Here is a 25,951-nt window from a genome sequence, read left to right on the forward strand (position 1 = left end):
TAAAATCTGCATGAGTGAAGAACTTAGCGCCCCGGAAACTGCAGCCCAGCCTGCCAAGACCTTCGATCCGACGACTGCGGAGGTCGAAACCATTATGGCAGACCTGTCGCTGGTGAAAGAAGAGATCGGTAGGGTCGTCTTCGGTCAGGAGCGTACAATTGAGCTTGTGCTCTGCGCCATTCTCTCCGGTGGTCACGCTCTTTTGATCGGTGCACCCGGCCTTGCAAAGACACGCCTGATCGATGCGCTGGGCACGGTACTTGGCCTTGGTGCAGGACGGGTCCAGTTTACGCCCGACCTCATGCCTTCCGACATTCTGGGCTCTGAAATTCTTGAGCAGACCGAAGACGGCAAACGCTCTTTCCGCTTCGTCCCGGGCCCTGTTTTCACTAGCCTTCTTCTTGCAGACGAGATCAACCGCGCCAGCCCGCGTACACAATCAGCACTGCTGCAGGCGATGGCCGAACACCATGTGACTGTCGCTGGCCATCGCCATGACCTGCCTGAACCATTCCACGTTCTGGCGACCCAGAACCCGATTGAGCAACAGGGCACCTACCCTCTGCCGGAAGCCCAGCTCGACCGTTTTCTTCTGAAAGTTGATGTTGATTATCCCGATGAAGAAACCGAACGCCGCATTCTCGTCGAGACGACCAGCGGCAGCGATACAGAGCTTCAGAAAATTCTGTCGGCTGAAAAACTGATCGAAATTCAGGGGCTGGTCCGCCGTCTTCCAGTTGGAACACAAATTGTTGATCGCATCCTCAAACTGATCCGCGACGCCCGTCCTGAGCAAAGCGAGAACGAATCTGTACGCAAGCAGGTCTTGTGGGGCCCGTCGCCTCGTGCTGGTCAGGCGCTTATGTTGGCCTGCCGTGCTCGCGCTCTGCTTCGCGGACGCCTCGCGCCAAGCGTTGAAGATATTGAAGCTCTGGCAGAACCGGCACTCGGCCACCGTATGGCGCTGCGCTTCGACCCGACGGGTGAAGCTCCGACGCTGCCAAAACTCATCGAGACACTGGCGACCCGGAAACGCTGATTTATGCGTGATCTGAACCGTCTTCGCGCCGAAGCTGAAACTCTGGCCTCTGAACTGCCGGAGTTTTCAGTGCTGACACGTCAGCAGGCGACCGCTCATCCGGGCGGTGCGCCGCGACAACGTGCGGGGCATGGAGAAGATTTCTGGCAATATCGCGGTCGCACCCCCGAAGACAGCGCCAACGCCATTGACTGGCGCCGCTCCGCCACGGGCGACGAGCTGTTTATCCGCGAACACGAACTGCAGACCGCACGCCAGATGGAAATCTGGGTAGACCCGTCATCCGGCTTTGACTGGACGAGCATTAAGGGCGGGCTCACCAAGGCCGAGGAAGCGCGTATTATCCTGACAGCACTTGCCTATCAGTTCTGCGCGGAAGGCGACCGCGCCCGCGTGCTTGGCAGCGGCAAAGGCGCATTCAATGCAGGTCAGGTGATCCAGAAGTCTCTTGAAGCGTTTGACCATCCGAACCGTTCTGACGTGCCAAGTGTGCCTGAGCGCGACAGTTCAATTGTGGTTATCGCCAGTGATTTCTACAGCAATATGGACGATATGGCCCGCGCTATCTCATCAGCTGCATCTGACGGCGCATCGGGCATGCTCTTACAGATTTGCGACCCGATGGAAGTCGAGTTCCCCTTCTCCGGACGGGTAAAATTCCGCCGCCCGGGCAGTACGTTGTCACGTATTTTCGGACGAACAGAAGACCTGAAAGATACTTACGAAGCACGCTTCAAAAAACGGCAGGATGCCGTACGCGCGCTGGCTGCCCGTGTTGGCTGGGGGTTTGAAACGCACATTCTCGGCAATGCGCGCCGTCCGCTGGCATTCCGTGTAATGCAGGACCTTGCCGGTGCAGGAGCGCCGCGATGAGCTTTGCGCTTGGCCCGCTTATCTTCCTGACGCCATTAGCGCTTCTGGCCCTGCTCGGTCTGCCGCTCTTATGGTTCGTCCTGCGCGCGACACCGCCTCAGCCGAAAGATCAGACGCTTCCGTCTTTTGCCTTGTTCGAAGATATGGAGCCTGTCGAGGAAACACCGGACAAGACGCCTTGGTGGATCATCGCATTGCGCATGCTGGTGATCACGCTCGCGATTATTGGGCTTTCCACCCCGGTCTGGTCGCCCCGCCAGAATGCCGAAGACGCTGTATTTGATCGCGATGTTCTTCTGATTGTCGATGATGGCTGGACGGCAGCGCCGAACTGGTCAGCCATTCAGAACGCTGCACTCGGCACGCTTGGCTCAATTGACCGCGACCTTGGCGTTTATGTGATTGGCTCCACGCAGACAGACCTGACAGATGCGCTGGCAGACAGGCTAAGCCCGCAAAATGCTCGCGGCTTTGTTCAGGCAATGCGCCCGAATGGCTGGCGCCCCGATTATGAGACGCTCGCCGAAAACCTCGCAGACCTTGAAACGAACAGCTTTGACATCGTCTGGGTAAGCGACGATCAGCTCGGCGAAGGCTTTGAGGCCTTAAGCGCGCAACTGACACGGATTGGGAGCGTCGATGCTATTCCAGTCATCGGTAATGATCTCGTCGGAATTACAGGTGTCGCGACCAGCGCCAATGGCCCGATCCTGTCACTCGCGCGATCACAGGACGACACACCGCTCCAGCTTTCGATTACAGCTTATGATGACACGGGCGCGTCACTGGCGACGGCGCGCGGCGCGTTTGAGGCTGGAGCAACGACGACGGAACTCCGCTTTGACGTACCTGAAAGCATTCAGACCGGCATGTCCTGGTTCCGCCTGAACGGTCAGAACTCTGCCGGTGCCGTCTGGCAGTGGGACGGCGCAGGCCGTATGCGCCGTGTCGGCCTCGTTGGAGAAGGCCAGACCCTGCAACCGCTCCTGTCTGACGCTTATTATGTTCGCAACGCGCTCTCACCATTTGCCACCATTGTTGAGGGCACGCTGGATGAGCTTATGGATGAAGAGCTGAACGTTCTCATCCTGACGGACGTTGGTGAGCTGTCTGATAGCGCCGAAGCACGTCTCAGCACATGGGTTGAAGACGGCGGTGTACTGATCCGTTTCGCAGGTCCGCGGATGGCCGCACAATCTGACGATCTTCTTCCGGTGCGTCTGCGCCGGGCATCCCGTGCACTGGACAGCGCTTTGTCGTGGGACACGCCACAAGAACTGACCAGCTTCAGCGAGACAGGTCCGTTTGCCCGTCTGTCCACAACGCGCGATCAGGTAATGATCCGCCGTCAGGTGCTTGCTCAACCAGACCCGCAACTTGCTTCGCGCACTTGGGCGCGCCTTGCCGATGGCACACCGCTCGTAACATCTGAAACGCTTGGCAGCGGCCGCGTCACCCTGTTTCACGTTACAGCTGGCCCTGAATGGTCAGACCTGCCGCTGGCCGGTGTGTTCGTCGAAATGATGCGCTACGCCACCCTGCCCGCGCGCGAGCTCGCGACGGCAGGCGCAACAACTGAAACGAGCCTTGCCCCACGTCGCTGGCTGTCGGGTTTCGGCGACTTTGTCACGCCTGCTGCAAATGCCCGCCCGCTACAGATCGAGCCGGGTGTGACGCCGCGCGCCGACGCAGCCCACCCTGCCGGGCTTTATCAGGGCGGCACACTGACACTCACCCTGAACGCGGGCGCAGGCTGGACACCCGAAGCCGTCACAGACTGGCCAAATGGCGTCACCGTCCGCTCCACCGGCGAATTATCGACCACACGCCTTGGCGGCTTCTTCCTGACGCTGGCTCTGCTGCTTTTGCTCATCGACCTGATTGTGTCGCTTGTAATTGCAGGCCGTTTGCGTTTTGGCCGCGAAGCAGGCGTTGCCATAATGCTTCTGTGCGCCGGCACAATGCTCCCAGATCACGCAGACGCGCAGAACCGCACGGCCCGCGAACAATCTGAACCGCGTGACGAGGTCATGCAGGCAGCGCTCACCTTGCGATTTGCTTATGTCATCACGGACGACGCGACGGCGAACACAAAAGCCGAGGCAGGCCTGCGCGGCCTGTCCATGATGCTCTACCGCCGAACGACGGTGGAGCCGGATGAACCGATCGGGCTGAACCTAGCGGAAGACCCGCTCAACCTCTTCCCGTTCATCATGCTGGTTATGCCGGAAAGCGGTATGGCGCTGACAGAGGAAGAGAGCACGGCTCTCGGCCAGTATTTGCGAAATGGCGGCGCCCTGCTGATCGACACGACCTCAGGTTCTGGCATTGGCACACAAACGGATGAGCGCCTGACAAACCTGCTCAACGGTCTTGATGTGCCGCCGTTGATGCAGGCTAGCGAAGATCATGTCCTCTCACGCGCCTTCTATCTGCTGGACGGCTTCTATGGTCGCTATCCGGGACGCCCACTCTGGATCGAGAGCGGCGCAGGCACTCAGCGCGATGAACGTCGCGGCGATGGTGTCTCCACCCTCTTCATCACCGACGCGGATATGGCATCAGCCTGGGCCGTCGATGAAGTCGGACGGCCGCTATATTCCGTAGACGGTGGAAACCGCAATCGTGAGCTTGCCTTCCGGACCGGCATTAACATCGTGATGTATATTCTGACCGGTAATTACAAAGAAGATCAGGTCCACCTGCCTGCCCTTCTGGAACGTCTGGGCGAGTCCGATGACGATCTGCCGGGCCGTGGACGTGATCAAAATCGCAACCCGCGCGACCTCACACCGGGAGGCGACAGATGACAGCTGCACATCTGAGCTTTGATCCGCATCTTGGCTGGCCGGTCCTTATCGCGCTCGGCATCGTCGCTCTGATTGTCTGGGGTCTTTATCTCGTCAGGCGCGGACGCGCCTGGCTGACACGGGCTCTGGCGCTGACACTTATTGCTGCTGCGATTTCCAACCCGCTCTGGGTACGCGAAAACCGCGAAGCGCTGCCGAGCACAGTTGCGATTGTGGTCGACCAGTCCTCCAGCATGGGGGTTGCAGACCGGCGGGCAATTGCAAACGAAGTCTCCGCCGCGTTGCAGAGCCAGCTCGCCGCGCTGGAAAATGTAAATGTGCAACTGGTTGAAACCCGCCCCGGCGCGCCAGAAACACAGCTTGCTGCTGCGATGACGTCCGCGCTTGCGGACACACCGCGTGATCAGATCGCTGGCACAATCCTCATCACAGACGGTCAGGCGCACGATATTCCGGAAGCGACCGAAGACCTTGAAGAATTCGGTCCGGTGCATGGCCTGATCATCGGTTCAGAAGATGAAACCGACCGCCGCGTCGAGATCGTATCCGCACCAAGCTACGGAATTGTCGGCGACGAAGCCGTTATGCAGATTCTTGTGACCGCCAGCGACACCATCACAACCACGGTAGACGTGTCTGTGAACGGCGAACCTGCCCGGCGTATTCTGGTGGAGACCGGCCAGCCAACAGAGGTGCCCGTTACCATTGATCGTCGTGGCCCGAACACTGTCACCGTCGAAATTGCTGAAGCCGAGAACGAACTGACCGCTGCGAACAACATCACCGCGATGACGCTGACCGGCATTCGCGACTCGTTGCGCGTTCTGCTGATTACCGGCGAACCACACCGCGGTGGCCGCGCATGGCGTGACCTTCTCAAGTCCGACCCGATGGTGGACCTTGTCCATTTCACTATTCTGCGCCCGCCACACAAACAGGACGCGACACCTACGGACGAACTGGCACTCATTCCATTCCCGACCAACGAACTGTTCGAAGACAAGCTGCGTGAGTTTGATCTGATCATCTTCGACCGGTATCGCCGTCGCGGCGTGCTTCATCTGCGGTATCTCGACAATATTGCCCGCTATGTCGATCAGGGCGGCGCGCTGATCATCTCTGCAGGCGAGCCATTTGCAGGGCCTGCCAGCCTTCACCGCACACCGCTCGCTTCAGTTCTGCCGCTCAGCCCGACAGGTGTGGTTGAGACACAGCGCTTCGTTCCGCAAATCTCAGGACTGGGAGAGCGCCACTCTATCACCAGTACGCTGGAGCAAGATGCGCTCGGCCCGTGGTATCGCTATATCGGCGCGCGCGAAGTCACCGGCGATGTGCTGATGACTACTGAAGACGGCCAGCCGCTGCTCGCCGTCGACCGCGTCGGCGAAGGCCGCGTGGCTGAACTCATGTCAGACCAGCTCTGGCTCTGGGCGCGCGGCCATGAAGGCGGCGGTCCGTTTGCAGAACTGGTACGCCGTATCGTTCACTGGACGATGCGCGAACCGGAGCTGGAAGAAGAACGGCTGACAATGCGCAGTGAAGGCGAAGACATTATCGCCAATCTGACATCACTTTCCTCGACGCCAGACAGTCTCAACATCATCTTTCCGGACGGAAGCGAAAGCACATACGGCTGGGCCGAAAACGAATATGGCGTTCAGGAAGTACGCCTTCCGTCAGAACAGCTCGGCCTTTACCGCGCAGCCGTTGGTGATCTGGAGACAATATTCCTCAACGGACCGGCACAACCTCGCGAATTTGCTGATCTTCTTTCCACCACCGAACGTATCCTGCCATTGGCCGAAGCGACCAACGGCGTCGTCACACGCCTGACAGACGCGGGCGACACACCGGAACTTCGCATGACGTCACGCGGCGGCGGTGATGGTAACTGGATCGGAGTACGAGACCGTCAGGCCTATGCTGTGCGCGATGCCAGCAGCCAGCCTATTCTTCCAACCTGGCTCGTCGCAGGTATGCTCTTTGGGTTGCTCTTGCTCGCATGGCGTCGCGAGGGTAGGTAACCGCGCCCGTCGGGAAGGGTTCATCCTCCGGCGCACGCAGGCGTTTGAGCATGATACGGGACTGGTCCTGCGGCCCCGGAAACTGAACGCTGCCATGTGGGGGCACTTCAAATCCGACCCGCCCGAAATATGGCGGGGCACCGATCAGGCATGCCCATTGGTGGCCTGAGGCACGGCCTGCTTCGAGCGACGCTTCAGTGACAGAGCGCCCCACCTTGCCACCCTGATACTCAGGCGCCACGGCAATCGGCCCGTAAAACAGGGCTGGCGTGCTGCCAATAAAGATCGGCCAGACACGGCAAACCGCAATCAAACGTCCATTCAGAAGACCAACACGCGTGATCTCCGGCAGAGAGTAGGAATACTCCCTCACCCGCTCTGCCGTCTTGGCAAAGTGTCCCGCACCGAAGGTCGCATCGAACAGACGTTCGATTGCGCGGCCATCACGGTCTGGAATCTCGCGGTCGTAAATGATCATCCGGCGCGTCTACTGGGGATAGTGGTGTCAGACAAGAGGAGTTTCGCCTTTCCAAGCACGAACGGGCTGATTAACGTGTCTCCCAACAAGACAAACAGGGAGAGATTCATGGGAATTCTGGACGGCAAAACCATCCTCATCACAGGTGGCGGTAATGGCATCGGTAAAGCCACCGCATTGATGGCAGGCGAGCTTGGCGCGAACGTCATCGTCAACGATCTGGGTAGCAGCCTGTCTGGCACCGATGAAGGCAGTGCCGGTCCGGCAGAAGAAGTTGCTGCAGCGATCCGCGCCAAAGGCGGTTCGGCCATTTCCAACTCCGATAGCGTCACAGATTTTGAAGCCGTCAAAGAGATGGTGGAAGGTGCGAAGAAAGAATTTGGCGGGCTGGATTCCATCATCAACCCGGCAGGCATTTTGCGCGATAAAATGTTCCACAAAATGAGCGAAGACGACTGGGATGCCGTAATCGCGGTACACCTTCGCGGCTCTTACAACGTGGCACGCGCCGCCGTGGAATACTTCCGCGACCGCGAGAACGGCAATTATGTCTTCTTCACCTCTACAACCGGCCTCATCGGTAATATCGGCCAGGCAAACTATGCGGCTGCCAAGCTCGGTATTGTTGGCCTCTCGCGCATTATCGCGATGGAAGGTGTGCGTAAGAATATCCGCTCCAACGTCATCGCGCCATTCGCCTGGACACGCATGATTGCGTCCATTCCGGTAACGGACGAAGCCAGCCGCGAACGCGTCGAGCGCATGAAGAATGCCATGCGTCCGGAGCAGGTTTCCAATCTGGCGCTCGCCCTGTGTTCTGATAAATGCGACACGACTGGCCAGATCTTTGCGGTTCGCGGCAACGAGCTTGTTCTGTTCAGCCAGCCACGTCCGGTACGCAGCATGGCCAGTCTGGAAGGCTGGTCACCGGAAAGCATTCTGGATACCGCACTTCCGGCTATGAAGAACGACATGGAAGACCTTGGCGCATCGGCGTCCGTCTTCCCTTATGACCCGGTATAAGCGGGCCTGATATTCAGAAAGGATGCCAATGTTTGAGATCATCGACAGAGACCTAATTCTCTGGCCTGTCGCTGGTCATCTTGGCATCCTCTTCGTGTTATATTGCTGGCTGTCTGTGGTACGTTTTCAGAAGCGCGCGGGACAGCCCGTCGAAGCGCTTGAGGCCCGTATCAGCGCCAACCTCAAAAACCAGTTTGAAGCGCCCATTCTCTTCTATGCGCTGGTCGCGATGCTGTGGGCAGAAAACCTCGTAAACTGGGCGTATCTGGCGCTGGCCATCGTCTTTCTTGCTGGACGTATCTGGCATTTGCTCGCAGCAACGCTGTCCACGAACATTATCCGTCGTGGACTGGTCTTCACCGTTAACTGGCTGGCGATTTACGCGATGTGGGCGTTGTTTTTGCTACCGCGACTGTTCTAGCGCGGCGCACGCTTTGCCAGAATACGCTGAAGCGTACGGCGGTGCATGTTCAGACGACGCGCCGTTTCGGACACATTGTGATTACAGAGCTCGTAGACGCGCTGGATATGCTCCCAGCGAACGCGGTCCGCAGACATCGGATTTTCAGGTGGCTCAGGCGCTTCATCGCGCTGCGCAACCAGAGCTTTGATGATGTCTTCAACATCAGCCGGCTTGGACAGGTAATCGATCGCACCCGCTTTCACGGCCGCAACAGCCGTCGCCAGCGCGCCATAGCCTGTGAGCATGATCGCACGAACGTCTTCACGATACTCCTGAAGCGTTTCAACAACTTCGAGGCCTGATCCGTCTTCAAGGCGCAGGTCGATAACCGCGAATGCCGGTGGGTTCAGACGCGCAACATCTTTCGCCTCAGCGACTGTGCCGACTGCAGAAACTGTAAAGCCACGACGTGTGAGTGCCTGCGCCAGACGCGTACGGAAAGGCGCGTCATCATCCAGCACCATCAGTGTTCGGTCAGTCAGCTCTTCCAGAGCTTTGTGGATGTCGATCTCAGCACTCATAATATCTGTCCAGCTTCTATTCACTCGAAGGGCTTAAATCATCTAAGCCCGTTTCGTGCGCAGACCAAGTCGTTTCGGCCTCAAGCGCAGCTCTTTCCCATCTCAGCCGGACAACCGCCCCTTTTTCAGGTTCGGGACGGTTAAAGGTCGCCACCTCACCGCCGCTCTGTTCAATGAGCGTCTTCGCAATGAAGAAACCAAGCCCCATATCGCCGCCCCCGGCGTGTTTCTGGCTGCGCTCGGAAATATAAGGTTCGCCTAATTTAGGCAAGACAGTTGGCGAGAAACCCGGGCCATCATCCGTCACAGAGATGGTGATAATCCGGTCGCTCCATACCGCATCAAGGGACACATAGCTGTCTGCGAAGGAGACCGCATTCTCTACAAACGCGCCAAGTGCGTGGAGAATTTCAGGGGACCGGTCGAGCTTCGGCTCTGTGAGGTCCGTCGCGGTTGAATGAGCAAAGGTGCGCACTTCCACCAGCTTATCGCGGCCCTTATGTGGACGAGCTGCTTCCTCTACCAGAGTAGAGAGCTGGATACGCGCGTGAACGATGTCGCCGGTTTCGCGCTCTTGCGCCAGGCGTCGCAGAATGGACCGGCACCGGTCTGCCTGTTCGGAGAGAAGACGCGCATCTTCCTTATGCGGGTCATCATCCCCAAGGTCTGCTGCCATTTCCTTAGCGACCAGATGGATCGTCGCCAGCGGCGTTCCGAGCTCATGTGCTGTGGCGGCTGCAAGCGCGCCAAGCGCAGATAACTTCTGCTCGCGCGCCATAACGACCTGAGCGGCATCAAGCGCACGTACCAGTCGGGCCTCGTCACGCGACACACGGATGGAGGACAGTGCGAAGAAAGCCAGACCAATCGCAACCGCGCAGAACTGCCCGATCTGTAACAGGATCGGCACTTGCAAATCTTCGCCGGGCGGCGATGGCAGGGGCAAATGGAAGAACGCCATGGCGGCTGTACAGGCAAGCGCCAGCAAAGCGAGCCCCATGGAATAGCGCGTTTCAAGACTAACAGACGCAATCGTCACCGGTGCCATAATCATCAGCACAAACGGGTTTTCCAGACCGCCCGTAATAGCGATCAGAAATGCGACCTGCAGAATATCAAAGGCAAATTGGGCGACTGCTTCCGGCTTTGTCGCGAGACGCTGGCTCGGAAACGCAATCATCACGAAAACGTTCAGCCAGGCCGATACGGCAATCGCGGCAAGACACAGCCCCAGAGAGAGCGAGAAGCCTAGACCGAAGTAAACAAACAGGACGGCAATCGCCTGTCCAAGGATAGCCAGCCAACGAGTCGCGACAAAGGTGCGCACCCTGAGGCGCCCGAATGCCGAGCCGACTCCGCCAAGCCCCTCTTTTGGAAGGGAAAAAATGGTACTCTGATCGTCGAGTGTATCAGCCACGGTCCCGCCCGGTATTTTATTCCGTCCCGAATTGTCCTATCTGAACCCGTGTTAAAGGACCAGTCCCATGATTTCTACTTCTACGCTTTTTCGTACCTGCGCTCTCGCTACAGCACTCAGTGTTGCAGCCTGCGGAAATGATGGTTCGACCAATGTCGCACAATCATCCGGCGAGCAGAACACCTGCATGTCGCGTGGCGACTATGGCTGGGGCGGGCCTTTCAGCCTGATCGACCAGACAGGCACACCAGTTACACAGGCAGATTATATGGGCCGCCCGACGCTCATGTATTTTGGCTATACGGTCTGCCCTGATGCCTGCCCGGTCATCATGGAAAAGATCACATATGCGCTGGAGGAACTGCCAGAAGATATGGTCCATCCGCGTGTCATGCTGATCAGCTTCGACCCAGAGCGCGACACACCGGAAGTGCTGAGCGCCTATGTCTCCAACCCGTACTATCCAGACGACATGGTTGGCCTGACTGGCAGTGACGAGCAAATCCGCGAAGCCGCTGACGCGTTTCAGGCCATTTACTCCGTCAGCGAGCAGGAAGACAGCGCGATCGGCTATGTGTTCGACCACTCAGCCGCCATCTATCTGATGGACGAAAACTGGGAAATGGACACATTCTTCATCGCAACGGAGAACCCGCGCGATATGGCAGATTGCATGACCAATTTCCTGCCTCAGGCCGAAGGCTGATTGGCATCTCGTTTGCGCTCTTCCTGCCAGGCTTTTCGTAGTGAGCTGATGCGTTCGGGTATGCGCTCTTCCATGACGAGGGCTGACTGCACGCGGTCAGTCCGAAAGTGGCGAAAGCCCTGACGTAGTTCGCACCAGGCGCAGATCATCCGGTAGTCTTCCGAATAAGCGAGCAGGAACGGCCAGATAATACGTTCGCTCGTTTTCTCTTTCTCATCTGAGTACGTCATCAGAACTTTATGGCGGTCGCGTATGGCCCCTCGAATAAGCGACACATCCACAGTGTCGATTAGGCGCGGCCGGAAGCTGATCGGCGTCAGCCCGCTATCTACAATAACCGGCTGGAGCGTTTTGGGGACCGCCGTTGTCAGCTTGGCAATCAGATCCTTTGCGCCGCGCTGCAAATGCGTATCGCCGCGCGCTTCGACCCATTTCGCGCCGAGCACTGCCGCCTCCAACTCATCCGCTGTCAGCATGAGCGGCGGCATGTCATAGCCGTCTTCCAGCACATAGCCCATGCCGGCCTCACCGCGTATCGGCACGCGTTGCGCGATCAGCTCAGCCGTGTCGCGATAGACTGTGCGAAGCGATGTTTCGAGCTCTTCAGCAAGTTCATGCGCGGTGACCGGGCGATCATGGCGTCGCAGGATCTGAATGATTTTAAACAGGCGTTCGGTTCGTCTCATGTCATCATCCTAGTCCCACCATACTGACAGCATGTTGGCAGTAGCCCTGCGTTAGCAAGGGATATCTTTCAACGAGGAGAAAACAGGATGATTACACTTTATGGATGGGGCCCGATGTTCGATTGCCCGTCGCCGAGTTCGTTTGTCATGAAGTCACTTATCCAGCTGCAAATGCTGGGCGTGGAGTTCGAACTGGCAGTTGCCGACCTTGAAGCCGTTCCCAAGATGAAAGCCCCTTATCTGGTGGACAATGGCACGCTTATCGAAGACACTAACTTCATTCGCTGGCACTTGGAAAACAAACTCGGAAAGTCTCTCGATCACGGACTGTCAGTAGCAGAGGCAGCGACTGGCTGGGCGCTTGAGCGCATGGCGGAAGACAATGTCGTCAACAATATTCTGGCCCAGCGCTGGCTGAAGGATGACAATTTCCATAAAGGTCCCGGCCTGTTTTTCATGGGCGTGCCCGAGGCCCAGCGTAAGGCAGTTACAGACGAAGTTCGCGGCGGTATTAAAGCCTATATGCACGGCCAGGGCTTTGGCAGACATTCCGAAGCCGAACAGCTGGAACTCGCCGATCGCGATATCACTGCGATTGCGAATTTCCTTGGCGATAAGGATTACCTGTTCGGAGATGCACCCGCCGCTGCGGACGCTGGCGTTGCCGCCGTTCTGATTTCCGCTGCTTCTGAATTCTTTGATACTCCGCTTTCGGGCCTCGTGCGGCGACATGAAAATCTGGTTGAGTATATCACTCGAATGGAAGCGCGTTATCTGACCGGCCATAACTGGCCAGTGCCTGAAATGGCATAAACATGATTGGGGCACGCCTCAAACGCGAAGCCGTGCCCCCAATTCCCCTTTTGGCGTAGACCAGTTGTTAAAAGCGCTTGATTATCGTATGCTGCAGCGCAACATAACAATAATTGCTGTTATCGACCGAAAGGGCCAAAATGCTCTACTCCATGATTGAGATGCACCGCGCAGCCGCCGCGCCTATGCGTATGTTCGCTCGCGCCAACCGGATTATGTTTGAATCCGACTATAACGTGCTCTCACGTACAGAATTCGGAAAGTCGATTGCCGCCACGTCTTCCCTGTTCGAGTCTCTGACGCGGTCTTATGGCAAGCCTGTCTGGGGTCTGGAACACACAGAGATCAATGGCAAAGAAGTTTCGGTAGACGTTGAGACGGTCTGGTCTGATGCCTGGTGTAATCTGGTACACTTCCAGCGCGATCCGGAAGAACTTGCGGATGCGCTGGGCGATGCCGCGCCTCAACCGCGCCTTCTGATCGTAGCGCCTCTGTCTGGCCATTATGCGACCCTGCTGCGTGGTACAGTCGAGGCCTTCCTGCCGCATTTCGAAGTTTATATCACCGACTGGACAGACGCCCGTATGGTGCCGCTCTTCCAGGGCCGGTTCAGCCTGGACGACTATATCGACTATGTCCGCCGCATGATTGGCGAAGTCGGTCCGGGGTCAAACGTGCTGGCCGTTTGCCAGCCGGGCCCGCCTACTCTGGCCGCTATCGCGCTCATGTCGGAAGACAATGATCCGAATGTGCCGGCCAGCATGACCTTTATGGGCTCGCCGATTGATTGTCGCAAAAGCCCGACCGTTCCAAACCTTCTTGCGGAAGAACGCCCGTTCGAATGGTTCGAAGAGAACATGATCTACACCGTACCAATGCCTTATCCGGGCGCGATGCGCCGCGTGTATCCGGGCTTTGTGCAGCTTTCCAGCTTCATGAACATGAACTGGGAACGCCATGTGGATGCCCACTGGTCATTCTTCGAACATCTGGTCGGTGATGATGGCGACAGCGCCTCCAAACACCGCGAATTCTATGACGAATATCTGTCGGTGCTCGACCTCTCAGCGGAGTTCTACCTCGATACGATCAAGCGCATCTTCCAGAACCATGAGCTGCCACTTGGCACATTCATGCATCGCGGGCGCCTTGTGAAACCGTCAACGATCACAAAGACAGCGCTCATGACGGTTGAAGGCGAGAAAGACGATATCTCGGGCATCGGCCAAACGCAGGCGGCGCATGATCTTTGCTCGAACCTGCCAGAAGATATGCAGCTTGATTATATCCAGCCGGGCGTCGGCCATTATGGCGTGTTCAACGGTTCGCGATTCCGCAAGGAAATCGTACCGCGCGTTGTGAACTTCATCCATAAATTCCACGATACAAAGCTGGAATCCGAATGGAATAGTGCGTTCCTGATGGCCGCAGAATAAGCGCCTCTCCAAATCGCAGAATCAAAAACGCCCTCAGCATCAGCTGAGGGCGTTTTCTATTGTTTCAGGCTTCTAACAGTTAGTTCGCCGTAGCTGTGAAGCCGAGGCGTTCCTGTGTCAGCAGCGTCGGGTCGGCCATCAGATCGCCCAGCGCGAAGGAGGTTTCAGGGTTGAACGAGATTGTCAGCTCGTCCTGCTCACCGCTGAGGAAGACGCGCAGAGCCGTCGCCAGATCGGTCGCAATCGCTTGATCAATGCCCATACCGCTTGTCATCGCTGGCAGCATAGCCGTCATACCGACCGCCATGCCACGCATGTCTTCAGCAGTCATACCCTGTTGCGGGCCCATAACCGCGAAGACTTTGTCCAGAAGGCCTTCATCACGGATTGTGAAGCTCAGCTGGTGAACATCCAGCTCGGAATAAACCTCCATCATCATAGCTTGCGGATCCTGCTCGCCAGTGACGAAGGCGTCAGGGTCCATGCCCTCCAGCGCCGATGCCATGGCGCTGATGCCGCCAATCTCGCTGACAGACGACATGGTGAACACGTCTTCAATCGCAAAGCTGCTGCTCTCAGTCGTGGAGATGTCGGTTTCCGGATCATATGTGCTGTTGCTTGAGCCCGAGAGCACAATGCGCTCCAGACCGACCATCATGAGCATAGGCGCGACCTGCGCACCTACTTCGCCGCCTTCAGCATCTGCATCAATCGTCAGTGTAAATTCAGGCATGACAAAACGTGTAGGCACGCCATCTGAGTTGCGGGACACATCATACGAGAGATCATCCAGCGCCACAGCCAGGCCAACGCCGTTGAAACTCATGTTTTCCAGAGAGAACTCGTCAAAGCCAGGATCCATCGGATTGCCGTAGATCGCGCTCATCAGATCAGCACTTGCTTCTTCGTTCTCAGCATTCATCAGAGCGTTCAGCAGAGCTGAATTCACACCGCCGACAGAAATTTTACCGAGTGTGAATGTCCCGGACTCGTCACCATCGTCGAATGCGAAGCTGACACCATCTACCGCGAACGAACCGATGGTTTCAGGGCCATAATCTTCCGCTTCAATCGATGCGACCGACAGGTTGATCATGCCGGAATCGTCATCTTCACCTGCAACAAGCAGGTTCGTCAGCGACAGGCCGTCAAAGCTCATATTCTCTGTGTCTGGCAGGTCAGCCGCTTCGGAGTGGCCGAACACGCCGCCAAGCCATGCTGCCAGTTGCGCAGACGGCCCGTCGAGCGCGATCTGGCCGATAGTGAAGCTTGCACTCTCTGCCTCAACTTCATCGGTCGGAACCACTTCGATTGCGTTCATGACCATGCGAGAGAAGTTGGCCATGCCTGCATCATCGACGTTGAGACCGGTGAAGATCATCTCTTCAGCTTTGAGGTCAGCGGAGCCGTCAACGTCGACCTCCACCATACCGTCCTCATCACCTTCGTCGGCGTCGGCTTCAAAATCGCTGGTACGGATCATGACATTGCGGAACACAACGTCATTGCCGCTTTCAGAGCGGTCTTCAAACTCCACGCGGCCTGAGCCGGAATCGCGCAGTGACAGCTGTGTCAGCGCTGCGTTAATGTCTTCCGGGCTGGCAGCCGGACCGTCACCACCGCAGGCGGCAAGCGTCAGCGCAGCAGCACTCGCGAGCAAAATCTTCTTCATCTGAAATTCCCTTCTTCCTGAACCCTGAGGTTAGCAGTTTTTCCCCTTCGAAACTGCGTATAACAATACAAATATGAACACACGTCGAATCGACATCGCAGCACCGTCCGGATCAGAACTTTCCGTTCTGTTCCGCGTCAATCCAAGGGCTAAACGCCTGATTTTACGTGTAGATCCAAAAACGCAGTCCCCTGTTGTTACGGCTCCATCACCCCGCCATTACAAAGCAGCAGAAAAATTTGTTCAATCCAAGGCGGGCTGGATTGAAAATCAGATCTGCCGACAACCTGACGTTATCACGCTGGAACCAGGGATCGAAATCCCCGTTTCGGGGGAAATGCACCTTCTCACGCAATCCGGAGCGCGCGGTCGGACACGTCAGATTGAGGGCACACCGCCGCAGCTCGATAGCCCGGGCGCTGACATCACCTATTCGGACCGTGTTCTGCGCTATCTGAAAATGAAGGCACGAGAGGCACTTAAAGAGCGCGTTGATGTTCACGCGGAACGACTGGCTGTCGATCCGGTGAAGATCACCATCCGTGACACGCGGTCTCGCTGGGGGTCATGCTCGTCGAAAGGGCATCTGAATTTTTCATGGCGGCTCATTCTCGCACCGCCACGCATTCTGGACTACGTCGCGGCCCATGAAGTCGCCCATCTCATAGAGATGAACCATTCAGCCGACTTCTGGGCGCTGGTAGAGAAGAGTTATGGCCCACATAAAAACGCCCGCAACTGGCTGAAGCAGAACGGGCGCCTTTTACATGCTTATGGAAGTTCCGGGTCCGCCGGAGGCTGACCGTCAGTCACCTCGATCGGGACCTTTTTCTCAGCGGCGTCCGGGCCGAAGCTGATAATGCGCGATCCGATCTCACCACGTGCCGGACGATCCGGACCAATCATAGCAATCGTACCATCCGCTCGGATTTCAGCGATGAGGTCTGCATCCGGACGTTCTTTCTTGAACGTCTCGAAGTCATACTTCTCCGTGAGGTCAGTCTTATGGAAGATCCATTTTTTATAGTGATCGCGGATCAGACCGTCATAGTTACGACCCGAACGGATCAGTGTCCGTCCACGTGAGGCACGCGGCACACCGAGGAAATCTTCTTCATTGTCAGAGGTCGAAAGCTGGAAGGTCCGGTCACGACCAAGCTCAGGGCCAAAATGACGGCAAACCAGAGCGTTGTAATAATCGTTGGCACTCACCGCCGCACAGAAGGCAAACAGTGAGTGATCCATGCGGTGCTCGGCAGATTCAGAGAGCACTTCACCTGTGTAGACAGAAATGCCCGCCTCACGTGCAGGACGCAGACGACGCAGGTCTGTATCCGCCATCATCACATTCACACCAGCCTCTTTGAGGGTTTTCGCGAGCCCGACGCTCCAGATGTTGGCGCCAACCAGCAGGACACCCTGCGGGCCTGAATGCGCGAGCTTCAGCTTGCGAGAGAGCGGCCCCATAGTGAAGCCGTGCGCAATAACCGTTGTGAAGACGATGGCAAAAGCCAGCGGCACAATCTGTTCGGCGCCCCGAAGCAGGTCAGAACTGCCATCACCGAGCGTGGCCAGACGGCTCGCAAAGAAGCCGGACACGGCAACCGCAACAATACCGCGCGGCGCGATCCAGCCTGTCAGGAACATTTCCTTCGGCTTCAATTCACCCCATGTGGAGATCGCGACGGAAAGCGGACGCACGACAAACAGCATACCGATCAGGAAGAGCGCGGTTTGCAGGTTCAGCGCGCTTACAATGGTCTCGATGGTGAGGTTTGCAGTCAGGATCACAAACACGCCCGACACCAGAATAACCGCGATATTCTCCTTAAAGCGTCGCAGGTCCTGAAGGCTGGCGAACTTGGAATTACCAAGCGTCATACCGAATGCGGTGACAGCAACCAGACCAATCTCGTGCTCGATCGCCTCAGCACCCGCATAACAGGCCAGAACGCTGATCAGAATGACAGGGGCTTTGAGGTATTCAGGAAGCCAGGCATTGCGGAACGCAGCAGAGAGGAATTTGCCAAGCGCGATGCCGATAACAACGCCTGAAACGGCGGCAAACAGGATCCAGCCAATGATAGACAAAGCGCTTTGCTCGGCTGAGAGAACACGCAGAACCTCATACGCGGCAACCGCGAACAACGCGCCCACAGGGTCGTTGACGATGCCTTCCCATTTCAGCGCTTTACCTACACGTCCGCCAAGTTTGGACTGGCGCAGCAAAGGCATAATCACCGTCGGACCAGTCACAACCAGAATGCCGGCGAACAGGATCGACGTACCGAGGCCAAGATCGGCAAGGAAATAACAGACAAGCGTGCCGAGAACCCAGGTTATCGGTCCGCCAAAGAACACAAGACGCCTCACCGCCGATCCCGCTTCCCGCAGGTCGTGCACTTTCAGAACAAGACCGCCCTCAAACAGGATGATCGCGACCGCAAGCGACACAATCGGACGCAGCAAATCGCCGAACGTTTCGTCAGGCGACAGCACCGGAATGCCAAATAGCAAGGCAGAGAGCGGACCAAAAATCAGGCCGGCCGCACTCATCATAACGATAGCCGGCCATTGCATTCGCCAGGCGAGCCACTGAGCGCCAATGCCCAGAACGCCAATCAGCGCAACCGCCTCTACCGGCGACAGAAGCGCCGCCGTTTCACCGTTTACAGCCATATATGAGTATTCCCCTTAGTGCTTCGGAACGCCTCTCACGCAGGAATGCTACACCAGTCATCGCCGGAGTACCAAGCGCGCAAAGCGTCAAAGCCAGATGTTCAAACTGTTAATACTGATCCCAGCCAAATTGCCCGTATCAGGCTGTTTCATTCGGATCGCTAAAATCGAAACCAATAGAACGCGCATCGGTTCCACGATCATAGCGCTCTATCGCCTCGGTAAACTGGGATGTGATGTGACGATACAGAAGATCGTAAAATTCGGACGGGTCATTCTCCGACAATGGGAGCTTGAACGTGTAGTTCGGGCCGTGATCAATCGCGATCATGAACCGCTCGCCCTGTTTGTGGCAATGCATGACCACACGGATCCAGTCCGTGCCCTCTGAAACGCGTACAGCGAGACCGAACAGCACCGGCCCGAGCGGACGGAAACCACGTGGCGGAATAGAAAAGGCAGTATCGAGATCTGTCTTCGGCTGAAACTGCCCGACCGGCGGCACGAGATGTACGCATACGCCATGACCGGTTCCCAGATACTGGCAAAACCCGTCTTTCAGTTCGCTGGCCAGCTTGCGGATACGGTCATAGTTCTCCGCGGCGCGATCCTGATACTTTTTTGCCGTTTCTACGAGGTCATCAAAACGCGACATGTCAGCCATCCTTGTTCTGTCCCAACGGGTTCGTGCCCCGTTCTCTGTTTAATATCAACCGCGAAGCTCAGATTTCAAATTCGATCGTGAGCGGACAATGATCCGAGGCTTTTGGCGCCGTCCAGCCAATGCCGGGAAGTCGCATTCCTGTGTAACGCTCAGCCCGCCAGGGCAGACCGCTGCGTGTTATGCGCATATCGGGGCGCGGGTTCTTACGGGCAAGAGCTGGTGACAGAAGAAAATGGTCGAGCGCGGCATAGCTGTCTTCGTCAGGATAATGATGCGTCCATCGCTCCAGCGCCGGTTTGTCTGACATCATCAGGGCGTCCAGCGCAAAACCGCCATCGACCAGCGGGCCGAGACCATGTCCGGTATCTACCTCGCCATCCTTTTCGAGGAAGTCATTGAGATCGCCGCAGACAATCCAGTTAGCCTCGGCAGGGTCGTCAAAGCGGCGCTCAATCAATCGCCGCACACCCAGCGCCTCTTGCGCGCGAATGGTGCGCGTTTCCCACCGTCCGCCATGCATTGATTTGAAATGGCAGACAAAAATGGTCAGCGGCGTATCGCCGAACGTAAATTCCAACTGAAGACAGTCGCGTCGAAATACCGGTGCGTGGGCCGACTGCTCGGGCAAAGGCACAATACCCAGATCAGTCAGCGTGACGTCCGCATGGCTGATAATGTCATCGGGCCGTTTACGGCTCAGCGCGGCAACATCAATGCCCCGGCCGTCATTACCTTCTCTCAGTATGCGGGACTGATAGCCACTTCGCGACCAGCGCCGCAGATAGCGGTTATGAAAGGCTGTGAGCGTGACGAGGTTTTCTACCTCCTGCAGCGCGCAGATATCCGATCCGGTAGCCGCAAGCGCCTGCGCGGTCAGCGTCCGGTCGTCCTCCGACAATACATTAAACGCGCCATCCACAGCATCCGCTGCGTCCTGATCGGACACCATGGTCAGTTTCCGGCGCAATTGAGGGATGCCAACCTTATCGAAGGCAAAGCGCATCATCAGGTTTTCGCAATTGAAACTTGTCAGTCGAATGACTGGCATACGCGCCCCGCCCCTTTAGGGTCAGGCGGGTTGTACAGCACGCCGTGACCGGATCATGAAGCGGACATAGAAAATGAATCCGATAGACGCGGCAACCCCTGAAAGGCTTGCGATCAAATCCGGAATATCGCCTGAGCGTGACGCGACGAAATAGGCCTGAACCACCTCAAGGCCGACCGCGCAGCACACGGCGATGAGCGCTGCATACGGCCAGTTCCGCGGACCGACAAAAGCCGACAACCACAGCATGAGCGCCCCGAAGGCTGCAAAATGCTCCAGCTTGTCCTGCGCCGAGAAGAATTTCGGAATTGGCGGAATATCAGCCGTCGCGCCCCATAGGATGAGGGCACCGATAAAAATCGACACTGCGCCAAGAAACAGGCGTTTAGGCGTCATCAAACCGGTCACGTAAGCGTCCTCTTTTCGCGCAAATCAACACGGTAATATTTTATCAGTTCGTCTTAAGATTTGCTTACCGCACCGCAGCATCGGTAAAATTTCACCGAAATAAAAATGGCGCGCCCGAATATTGAGCGCGCCATTTTAAGTGAATAATTTCAATACCTTAAACGGCTTAAACGTCGACCTCAGCTTCCAGAGCATTCGCCTGAATGAACTCGCGGCGCGGCTCAACCACGTCACCCATGAGCTTGGAGAACATATCATCAGCTTCGTCGCCATGCTCCACTTTCACACGCAACAGCGTGCGCGCATTCGAGTCGAGCGTTGTTTCCCAGAGCTGGTCAGGGTTCATCTCGCCCAGACCTTTGTATCGCTGGATTGTCAGGCCCTTAGCACCGGACGAGAGCACCGCATCTACCAGAGAAACCGGCCCGTAAACGTCAACTTCGCCGCCTTTTTCATGACGTAGTACAGATCGTTCCGAGAAGAGTTCTAACAGAGGGTCAACACGGTCTGAAAGTTTTCTTGCATCTGCCGACTGGAGCAGCTGCTTGTCGAGGATCAGCTTTTCTTCAACGTCACGGACGACACGCTCAAGCACGAGCTCACCGTCTACAAAGCTTCCCTGCCAGGTATCTTCACCCTCTTCAGCAATGCGGTTCATACGCATCGCCGTTTTCTCGGCTTCGGCCTGCCCCGCTGTCGAATGCAGCGCTCCAGCGAGTGACGCTTGCTCAACCAGAACACCAGGCGCTTTCATTGCAAGGCGCTTTACGAGGCTCTTGCACGCGACGGAGTCATAAACGAGCTGGCGCAGATCTTCGCCGCCCATTTGCTCACCGTCCTGAAGCACCAGAACCTCACCGGTTGTGCCCTCACCAATCAGGTAAGTTTCCTGCTCGGCGTCATCTTTCAGATAGCGCTCTGACCGGCCTTTAGAGACCTTATAGAGCGGCGGCTGGGCAATATAGAGGTACCCGTTCTCGATAATCTCAGGCATCTGACGATAGAAGAATGTCAGCAGGAGCGTACGAATGTGGGCGCCGTCAACGTCCGCATCGGTCATGATGATAATTTTGTGGTAGCGCAGCTTCTCGATCTGGAAACCCTCATTCGGGTTCGTCTCAGACCGGCGCCCGATACCCGCACCAAGCGCGGTAATCAGCGTACCAACCTGATCTGACGACAGCATCTTATCGAAACGCGCACGTTCCACGTTCAGGATTTTACCACGCAGTGGCAGAATAGCCTGGTTCTCGCGGTTACGGCCCTGCTTCGCAGATCCGCCCGCAGAGTCCCCTTCCACGATGAAGATTTCAGATTTCGCAGGGTCTTTTTCCTGACAGTCTGCCAGCTTGCCCGGCAGCGAGGTAATATCGAGCGCCGTTTTACGACGTGTCAGTTCACGCGCTTTACGGGCGGCTTCGCGCGCTGCGGCGGCCTCGACAATTTTCTGCATGACCAGTTTGGCAGGGCCCGGGTTCTCTTCGAGCCACATGGAAAGCTGCTCGGTCATCAAGCTCTCGACCACGGGACGCACCTCAGATGAGACGAGCTTGTCTTTGGTCTGGGAGGAGAATTTCGGGTCGGGCACTTTCACAGAGAGTACGCACGTAAGGCCTTCACGCGCGTCATCGCCGGAAATGTTGACCTTGCCCTTCATCGCCGCACCGGTTTCATCAGCATATTTGTTGATGACACGCGTCAGCGCAGCACGGAAACCGGCAAGGTGCGTACCGCCATCGCGCTGCGGGATGTTGTTTGTGAAGCAGAGAACATTCTCGTGATAGCTGTCGTTCCACTGAAGCGCGGCTTCGACGGTGATGCCATCTTTCTCACCGATTGCGAAAATCGCTTCAGGAATGGCAGAGGCACGCTGACGGTCGAGGTGCTCTACAAAGGCTTTCACACCGCCATCATACTCGAAGACTGTTTCATACGGCTCCGCGCCGCGCAGATCTTTGAACACAATGCGCACGCCCGAGTTCAGGAAAGCCAGCTCGCGCAGGCGATGTTCCAGAGTGCCGCGATTATACTCAGTCATGGTGAAGGTAGACGGCGACGCGAAGAAACGAACACTCGTGCCTGTAAAGTCACGGCCATCTTCGGTCTTCGGGCTTACGCCAACTTCTTTCAGAGGCGCTTCAGTTGTGCCGCCATCAATAAACCGAACGAAGTGCTCTTTGCCTTTGCGGTGAATACGTAGCTCAAGCCAGTCAGACAGCGCGTTCACAACAGAGATACCTACGCCGTGCAGACCGCCGGATACCTTATAGGAGTTCTGGTCGAACTTACCACCAGCGTGCAGCTGGGTCATGATAACTTCTGCCGCGGAAATGCCCTCCGTCGGGTGCATCTCGACAGGCATGCCGCGGCCGTTATCTGTGATCTCAGCAGACCCGTCAGCGTGCAGAATGACAGAAGCTTCGGTTGCGTGACCTGCAAGCGCCTCATCGATCGCGTTATCGACAGCCTCATAAATCATGTGGTGAAGACCCGAACCATCGTCCGTGTCACCAATGTACATGCCAGGGCGTTTCCGGACGGCCTCAAGCCCTTTCAGGACCTTGATTGAGTCAGCGCCATACTCAGGTGTGTTTGGTGTTTCGTCGGACATTTCTGCCTTCGTTCTTCCCGTTATGAATCGTTCGAATCAAGTATAGGCAGGTTTGCCGAAAAAGGGAAATTTCAGCCCCGTTTTGACGCCCCTCATTTGCGGCGCAAGCATCTGAAATAATAGAACTTTCTTGCCGCCAGAAAGAAACCTAAACTTTCTACAGGTTTACGCCGGAGTTTTGAGGGCTAAACGGGCCGTATTTCGTCCGGACACACCCATTCAAACAACGTTGACTTTACCCGCCGCGACCTCAAAGAACTGCGCTCTTTCATCAAAGCCATCGAATAAAGAGCGCTCAGTTCCCGTCAGCCAGGCCTGCCCTTTGAGCGCGGACAGTTCATCGAACAGTGCAGCGCGCCTGTCAGGATCAAGATGCGCCACAGCCTCGTCCAGCAGAACCAGAGGGTTGCGCAGATGCTCCTCTGCTTCAAGCGCGCGCGCATTGGAGAGGATGAGCCCGATCAGAAGTGCCTTTTGCTGGCCTGTGGAGCACAGAGACGCCGGAACGCCAGTCGGCCGGTGGATCACCACCAGATCGGAGCGGTGCGGCCCTGTAAGCGTTCGCCCCGCACGGGCATCCCGTCTGCGGCCGTCCTTCAGCGCCGCTTTCAACATGTCCTGAACGTCTGCCAGAGTTTGACCCGCGTTAAACGCCTCTTCCGCCGCCCCCTCCAGAGAGAGGTCCGCCTTCGGGAAGGCGCCATCAGGGCGGATATCCACTGCCTTCTGTAAACGGCTGACCGTCTGCGCCCGATGGAAGGCGATATGAGCGCCATGCTCTGCAAGTCTTTCCTCAAGCCCATCCAGCCAGACCGGATCGGCAAAGTCGCGCTCCAGCAGCAAGTTGCGCTCACGCATCGCCTTCTCATAGGCCGTTGAATGACGGGCATGGATCGGAAAATGGGCGAGCGTCTGGCGGTCCAGAAATTTACGCCGCTCTGTTGCACCACCGGCGAATACCCGATCCATGGCGGGCGTGAGCCAGATAATGCGCACAAGCTCGCTCATGGAGCTTGCGGTCGCCGTGGAGCCATCCACCTGCATAGACCGTTTGCCGCGTCCGCCGCCCTCTATGCTGGCATCAATGCGAATGAGACGGTCCACATCCCCGTCAAACAGCGTTGCGCCCAACGCCCACGTATTGCCAGCCGCCCCGTCTTCAACACGCGCCATATCCGGCAGCCCCGCTGAGCGGAGCCCCCGCCCCGGAGAGAGCTGCGAAATGGCTTCGATGAGATTGGTCTTGCCAGCGCCATTCGCCCCGAACAGGCAGACATGCCGCCCGTCGAGGTCGATTGAAAGCGCGCCATAATTCCGAAATGTGGAAAGCGCGAGACGTTTCAGATAAATGCGGCCTTGGCCGTCCATACCGTCAGACGCGTAGCGGCATCAGAACGTAGCGAGATGCCGGATCTGTCGGGTCGCGCACCAGTGCAGGCGACGCTGGATCATTGAAATCAAAGAGAATTTCATCGCCATCAACTTGCTGGAACACATCAAGCAGGTAACGCGCATTGAAGCCGATTTCCATCGGCTCTCCAGCGTACTCGCCTTCGACTTCTTCAACACCGTGACCGGTCTCAGCATGGTTCACCGTGAGGACCACTTTATCAGCTTCCAGCGACATTTTCACAGAGCGCGAACGTTCAGCGGAAACGGTTGCAACACGGTCGACCGCTTTTTCAAGCGCGACATTGCCGACCTTGAGGGTCTGGTCGTTATTCTGAGGAATAACGCGCGCATAGTCAGGGAAAGACCCGTCAATGAGCTTGGTTGTCAGAACCGCGCGGCCGGCAGTGAAGACGATCTTCGCCTCCGATGCGGACACTTCGATCACGCCATCATATCCGTCGATCAGGCGGCGGATCTCAGACACGGCTTTGCGTGGAATGATAACGCCCGGCAGACCTTCGCAGCCTTGCGGTGCATCAATCTCGGAGAGCGCCAGACGGTGACCGTCCGTCGCAACAGCGCGCAGCTTCGCGCCATCTTCACCTTCTGCAACGTGCAGATAGACACCGTTCAGGTAATAGCGTGTCTCTTCGGTAGAAATAGCAAAGCGAGTTTTGTCGATGAGACGCTTCAGATCAGCGACATCGATGGAGAAGGACACAGTGCCTTCGTCTTTGTTCATCGTCTGGAAGTCAGCCGCAGGCAGCGTTGGCAGCGCAAAACGCGAACGCCCGGCCTGAATCGACAGGCGCTGATTGTCTGGCAGGAATTCCAGCTGAACTTCTGCTGTTTCCGGCAATTTACGCACAACGTCGAAAAGCGTTTGCGCAGGTGCTGTCAGACCACCTTCCTGATCAACCTGTGCGTCGGCCGCATCAACCGCCTCGATATCGAGGTCGGTCGCGGTCAATTGCAGAGAGCCAGCGCTTGCGGACAGCAATACGTTCGACAGGATCGGAATAGTGTTACGTCGCTCTACAACGCTCTGCACGTGGCTAAGGGCACGCAGGAGGTCGGACCGGTCAATCGTAAGCTTCATCGTCTGCCTTTCAGGAGCTTTCCCGCCCCCGTTTCGTCGAACAAAAATTCAGCCCGCTTCAGATTCGAAACGGGCTGAAAGTTATCCAT

22 protein-coding genes are annotated in these 25,951 nt (G+C 56.9%); 10 read left to right on the plus strand and 12 right to left on the minus strand.

Features of this window, described 5'->3' with window-relative positions:
- Positions 1-94: 94 nt before the first annotated feature.
- Genes P1U45_RS01350 through P1U45_RS01365 form a run of 4 tightly spaced genes read left to right on the plus strand, consistent with a single transcriptional unit; the run spans position 95 to position 6,746 of the window.
- Positions 95-1,039, plus strand: coding sequence for a MoxR family ATPase (locus P1U45_RS01350; protein WP_366144973.1), 945 nt, complete (start codon positions 95-97; stop codon positions 1,037-1,039).
- 3 nt (positions 1,040-1,042) lie between these two features.
- Complete coding sequence (locus P1U45_RS01355) at positions 1,043-1,912, plus strand: DUF58 domain-containing protein (protein ID WP_301057140.1); 870 nt, start codon at positions 1,043-1,045, stop codon at positions 1,910-1,912.
- The gene (locus P1U45_RS01360; protein WP_301057141.1) at positions 1,909-4,722 is read left to right on the plus strand and encodes a DUF4159 domain-containing protein; all 2,814 of its coding nucleotides are present in this window, start codon (positions 1,909-1,911) and stop codon (positions 4,720-4,722) included. The genes P1U45_RS01355 and P1U45_RS01360 overlap by 4 nt, the downstream gene beginning before the upstream one ends.
- Positions 4,719-6,746, plus strand: a complete 2,028-nt coding sequence (locus tag P1U45_RS01365) for a hypothetical protein (RefSeq protein ID WP_301057142.1) — start codon at positions 4,719-4,721, stop codon at positions 6,744-6,746. The genes P1U45_RS01360 and P1U45_RS01365 overlap by 4 nt, the downstream gene beginning before the upstream one ends.
- Here P1U45_RS01365 and P1U45_RS01370 read toward each other — a convergent pair.
- A complete protein-coding gene (locus P1U45_RS01370) occupies positions 6,670-7,224 on the minus strand; it encodes an N-acetyltransferase (protein WP_301057143.1) in 555 nt (184 codons plus the stop codon). The two genes, P1U45_RS01365 and P1U45_RS01370, sit on opposite strands and share 77 nt — an antisense overlap.
- A 108-nt stretch (positions 7,225-7,332) precedes the next feature.
- On the opposite strand from P1U45_RS01370, the gene P1U45_RS01375 reads away from it, so the two are divergent.
- Together P1U45_RS01375 and P1U45_RS01380 are read left to right on the plus strand one after the other, a co-directional pair.
- Complete coding sequence (locus P1U45_RS01375; RefSeq protein ID WP_301057144.1) at positions 7,333-8,247, plus strand: SDR family NAD(P)-dependent oxidoreductase; 915 nt, start codon at positions 7,333-7,335, stop codon at positions 8,245-8,247.
- 28 nt (positions 8,248-8,275) lie between these two features.
- On the plus strand, positions 8,276-8,668 hold the full coding sequence (locus P1U45_RS01380) for an MAPEG family protein (RefSeq protein ID WP_301057145.1): 393 nt from the start codon (positions 8,276-8,278) through the stop codon (positions 8,666-8,668).
- On the opposite strand, the gene P1U45_RS01385 is transcribed toward P1U45_RS01380, so the two are convergent.
- Both P1U45_RS01385 and P1U45_RS01390 read right to left on the minus strand, forming a co-directional pair.
- Positions 8,665-9,231: an ActR/PrrA/RegA family redox response regulator transcription factor gene (locus P1U45_RS01385; RefSeq protein ID WP_293607439.1), complete on the minus strand. Its 567-nt coding sequence runs from the start codon at positions 9,229-9,231 to the stop codon at positions 8,665-8,667. The two genes, P1U45_RS01380 and P1U45_RS01385, sit on opposite strands and share 4 nt — an antisense overlap.
- Before the next feature lie 16 nt (positions 9,232-9,247).
- Complete coding sequence (locus tag P1U45_RS01390; protein ID WP_301057146.1) at positions 9,248-10,648, minus strand: ActS/PrrB/RegB family redox-sensitive histidine kinase; 1,401 nt, start codon at positions 10,646-10,648, stop codon at positions 9,248-9,250.
- A 67-nt stretch (positions 10,649-10,715) separates the two neighbouring features.
- Here P1U45_RS01390 and P1U45_RS01395 point away from each other — a divergent pair, with 67 nt between their 5' ends.
- The gene (locus P1U45_RS01395) at positions 10,716-11,354 is read left to right on the plus strand and encodes an SCO family protein (protein ID WP_293607443.1); all 639 of its coding nucleotides are present in this window, start codon (positions 10,716-10,718) and stop codon (positions 11,352-11,354) included.
- Here P1U45_RS01395 and P1U45_RS01400 read toward each other — a convergent pair.
- Entirely contained in the window at positions 11,339-12,040 is a 702-nt protein-coding gene (locus P1U45_RS01400; RefSeq protein ID WP_293607445.1) for a YafY family protein, read from the minus strand. The two genes, P1U45_RS01395 and P1U45_RS01400, sit on opposite strands and share 16 nt — an antisense overlap.
- An 87-nt stretch (positions 12,041-12,127) precedes the next feature.
- Between P1U45_RS01400 and P1U45_RS01405 the strand changes: the two genes are divergently transcribed.
- Together P1U45_RS01405 and phaZ are read left to right on the plus strand one after the other, a co-directional pair.
- Positions 12,128-12,853 (plus strand): glutathione S-transferase family protein, encoded by a 726-nt coding sequence (locus P1U45_RS01405; protein WP_301057147.1) that lies wholly within the window; start codon positions 12,128-12,130, stop codon positions 12,851-12,853.
- Between the two features lie 140 nt (positions 12,854-12,993).
- Positions 12,994-14,289 carry a polyhydroxyalkanoate depolymerase gene (gene phaZ, locus P1U45_RS01410; RefSeq protein WP_301057148.1) on the plus strand — a complete coding sequence of 432 codons (1,296 nt, stop codon included), beginning with the start codon at positions 12,994-12,996 and terminating at the stop codon, positions 14,287-14,289.
- 79 nt (positions 14,290-14,368) lie between these two features.
- Here the strand turns inward: phaZ and P1U45_RS01415 are convergent, their stop codons facing one another.
- Positions 14,369-15,961, minus strand: coding sequence for a hypothetical protein (locus P1U45_RS01415; protein WP_301057149.1), 1,593 nt, complete (start codon positions 15,959-15,961; stop codon positions 14,369-14,371).
- Between the two features lie 73 nt (positions 15,962-16,034).
- Between P1U45_RS01415 and P1U45_RS01420 the strand changes: the two genes are divergently transcribed.
- Positions 16,035-16,763 (plus strand): SprT family zinc-dependent metalloprotease, encoded by a 729-nt coding sequence (locus tag P1U45_RS01420; RefSeq protein ID WP_301057150.1) that lies wholly within the window; start codon positions 16,035-16,037, stop codon positions 16,761-16,763.
- Here the strand turns inward: P1U45_RS01420 and P1U45_RS01425 are convergent.
- The 7 genes from P1U45_RS01425 to dnaN all read right to left on the minus strand — a co-directional run bounded on the left by P1U45_RS01425 (position 16,733) and on the right by dnaN (position 25,862).
- Positions 16,733-18,640 carry a sodium:proton antiporter gene (locus P1U45_RS01425; RefSeq protein ID WP_293607451.1) on the minus strand — a complete coding sequence of 636 codons (1,908 nt, stop codon included), beginning with the start codon at positions 18,638-18,640 and terminating at the stop codon, positions 16,733-16,735. The two genes, P1U45_RS01420 and P1U45_RS01425, sit on opposite strands and share 31 nt — an antisense overlap.
- 139 nt (positions 18,641-18,779) lie before the next feature.
- The gene (locus P1U45_RS01430; RefSeq protein WP_301057151.1) at positions 18,780-19,295 is read right to left on the minus strand and encodes a hypothetical protein; all 516 of its coding nucleotides are present in this window, start codon (positions 19,293-19,295) and stop codon (positions 18,780-18,782) included.
- Between the two features lie 67 nt (positions 19,296-19,362).
- Positions 19,363-20,352 (minus strand): endonuclease/exonuclease/phosphatase family protein, encoded by a 990-nt coding sequence (locus P1U45_RS01435; protein ID WP_301057152.1) that lies wholly within the window; start codon positions 20,350-20,352, stop codon positions 19,363-19,365.
- A gap of 21 nt (positions 20,353-20,373) precedes the next feature.
- The gene (locus tag P1U45_RS01440) at positions 20,374-20,760 is read right to left on the minus strand and encodes a VanZ family protein (protein WP_301057153.1); all 387 of its coding nucleotides are present in this window, start codon (positions 20,758-20,760) and stop codon (positions 20,374-20,376) included.
- A 166-nt stretch (positions 20,761-20,926) separates the two neighbouring features.
- Positions 20,927-23,371, minus strand: coding sequence for a DNA topoisomerase (ATP-hydrolyzing) subunit B (gyrB, locus tag P1U45_RS01445; RefSeq protein ID WP_301057154.1), 2,445 nt, complete (start codon positions 23,369-23,371; stop codon positions 20,927-20,929).
- 219 nt (positions 23,372-23,590) lie between these two features.
- On the minus strand, positions 23,591-24,739 hold the full coding sequence (gene recF / locus P1U45_RS01450; RefSeq protein ID WP_301057155.1) for a DNA replication/repair protein RecF: 1,149 nt from the start codon (positions 24,737-24,739) through the stop codon (positions 23,591-23,593).
- Positions 24,740-24,743: 4 nt separating this feature from the next.
- Positions 24,744-25,862: a DNA polymerase III subunit beta gene (gene dnaN / locus P1U45_RS01455; RefSeq protein WP_293607463.1), complete on the minus strand. Its 1,119-nt coding sequence runs from the start codon at positions 25,860-25,862 to the stop codon at positions 24,744-24,746.
- Positions 25,863-25,951 lie beyond the last annotated feature (89 nt).

The organism is Ponticaulis sp., assembly GCF_029210165.1.
GTDB lineage: Bacteria > Pseudomonadota > Alphaproteobacteria > Caulobacterales > Hyphomonadaceae > Ponticaulis.

Bases quoted from the DNA above. Each gene is read 5' to 3' on its own strand.
- P1U45_RS01360 (WP_301057141.1), top strand. From the start codon at position 1,909: ATGAGCTTTGCGCTTGGCCCGCTTATCTTCCTGACGCCATTAGCGCTT.
- dnaN (WP_293607463.1), bottom strand. From the start codon at position 25,862: ATGAAGCTTACGATTGACCGGTCCGACCTCCTGCGTGCCCTTAGCCAC.
- P1U45_RS01380 (WP_301057145.1), top strand. From the start codon at position 8,276: ATGTTTGAGATCATCGACAGAGACCTAATTCTCTGGCCTGTCGCTGGT.
- P1U45_RS01425 (WP_293607451.1), bottom strand. From the start codon at position 18,640: ATGGCTGTAAACGGTGAAACGGCGGCGCTTCTGTCGCCGGTAGAGGCG.
- P1U45_RS01385 (WP_293607439.1), bottom strand. From the start codon at position 9,231: ATGAGTGCTGAGATCGACATCCACAAAGCTCTGGAAGAGCTGACTGAC.
- phaZ (WP_301057148.1), top strand. From the start codon at position 12,994: ATGCTCTACTCCATGATTGAGATGCACCGCGCAGCCGCCGCGCCTATG.
- P1U45_RS01430 (WP_301057151.1), bottom strand. From the start codon at position 19,295: ATGTCGCGTTTTGATGACCTCGTAGAAACGGCAAAAAAGTATCAGGAT.
- P1U45_RS01375 (WP_301057144.1), top strand. From the start codon at position 7,333: ATGGGAATTCTGGACGGCAAAACCATCCTCATCACAGGTGGCGGTAAT.
- P1U45_RS01370 (WP_301057143.1), bottom strand. From the start codon at position 7,224: ATGATCATTTACGACCGCGAGATTCCAGACCGTGATGGCCGCGCAATC.
- recF (WP_301057155.1), bottom strand. From the start codon at position 24,739: ATGGACGGCCAAGGCCGCATTTATCTGAAACGTCTCGCGCTTTCCACA.
- P1U45_RS01350 (WP_366144973.1), top strand. From the start codon at position 95: ATGGCAGACCTGTCGCTGGTGAAAGAAGAGATCGGTAGGGTCGTCTTC.
- P1U45_RS01435 (WP_301057152.1), bottom strand. From the start codon at position 20,352: ATGCCAGTCATTCGACTGACAAGTTTCAATTGCGAAAACCTGATGATG.
- P1U45_RS01355 (WP_301057140.1), top strand. From the start codon at position 1,043: ATGCGTGATCTGAACCGTCTTCGCGCCGAAGCTGAAACTCTGGCCTCT.
- P1U45_RS01395 (WP_293607443.1), top strand. From the start codon at position 10,716: ATGATTTCTACTTCTACGCTTTTTCGTACCTGCGCTCTCGCTACAGCA.
- P1U45_RS01420 (WP_301057150.1), top strand. From the start codon at position 16,035: ATGAACACACGTCGAATCGACATCGCAGCACCGTCCGGATCAGAACTT.
- P1U45_RS01405 (WP_301057147.1), top strand. From the start codon at position 12,128: ATGATTACACTTTATGGATGGGGCCCGATGTTCGATTGCCCGTCGCCG.
- P1U45_RS01365 (WP_301057142.1), top strand. From the start codon at position 4,719: ATGACAGCTGCACATCTGAGCTTTGATCCGCATCTTGGCTGGCCGGTC.
- P1U45_RS01415 (WP_301057149.1), bottom strand. From the start codon at position 15,961: ATGAAGAAGATTTTGCTCGCGAGTGCTGCTGCGCTGACGCTTGCCGCC.
- gyrB (WP_301057154.1), bottom strand. From the start codon at position 23,371: ATGTCCGACGAAACACCAAACACACCTGAGTATGGCGCTGACTCAATC.
- P1U45_RS01400 (WP_293607445.1), bottom strand. From the start codon at position 12,040: ATGAGACGAACCGAACGCCTGTTTAAAATCATTCAGATCCTGCGACGC.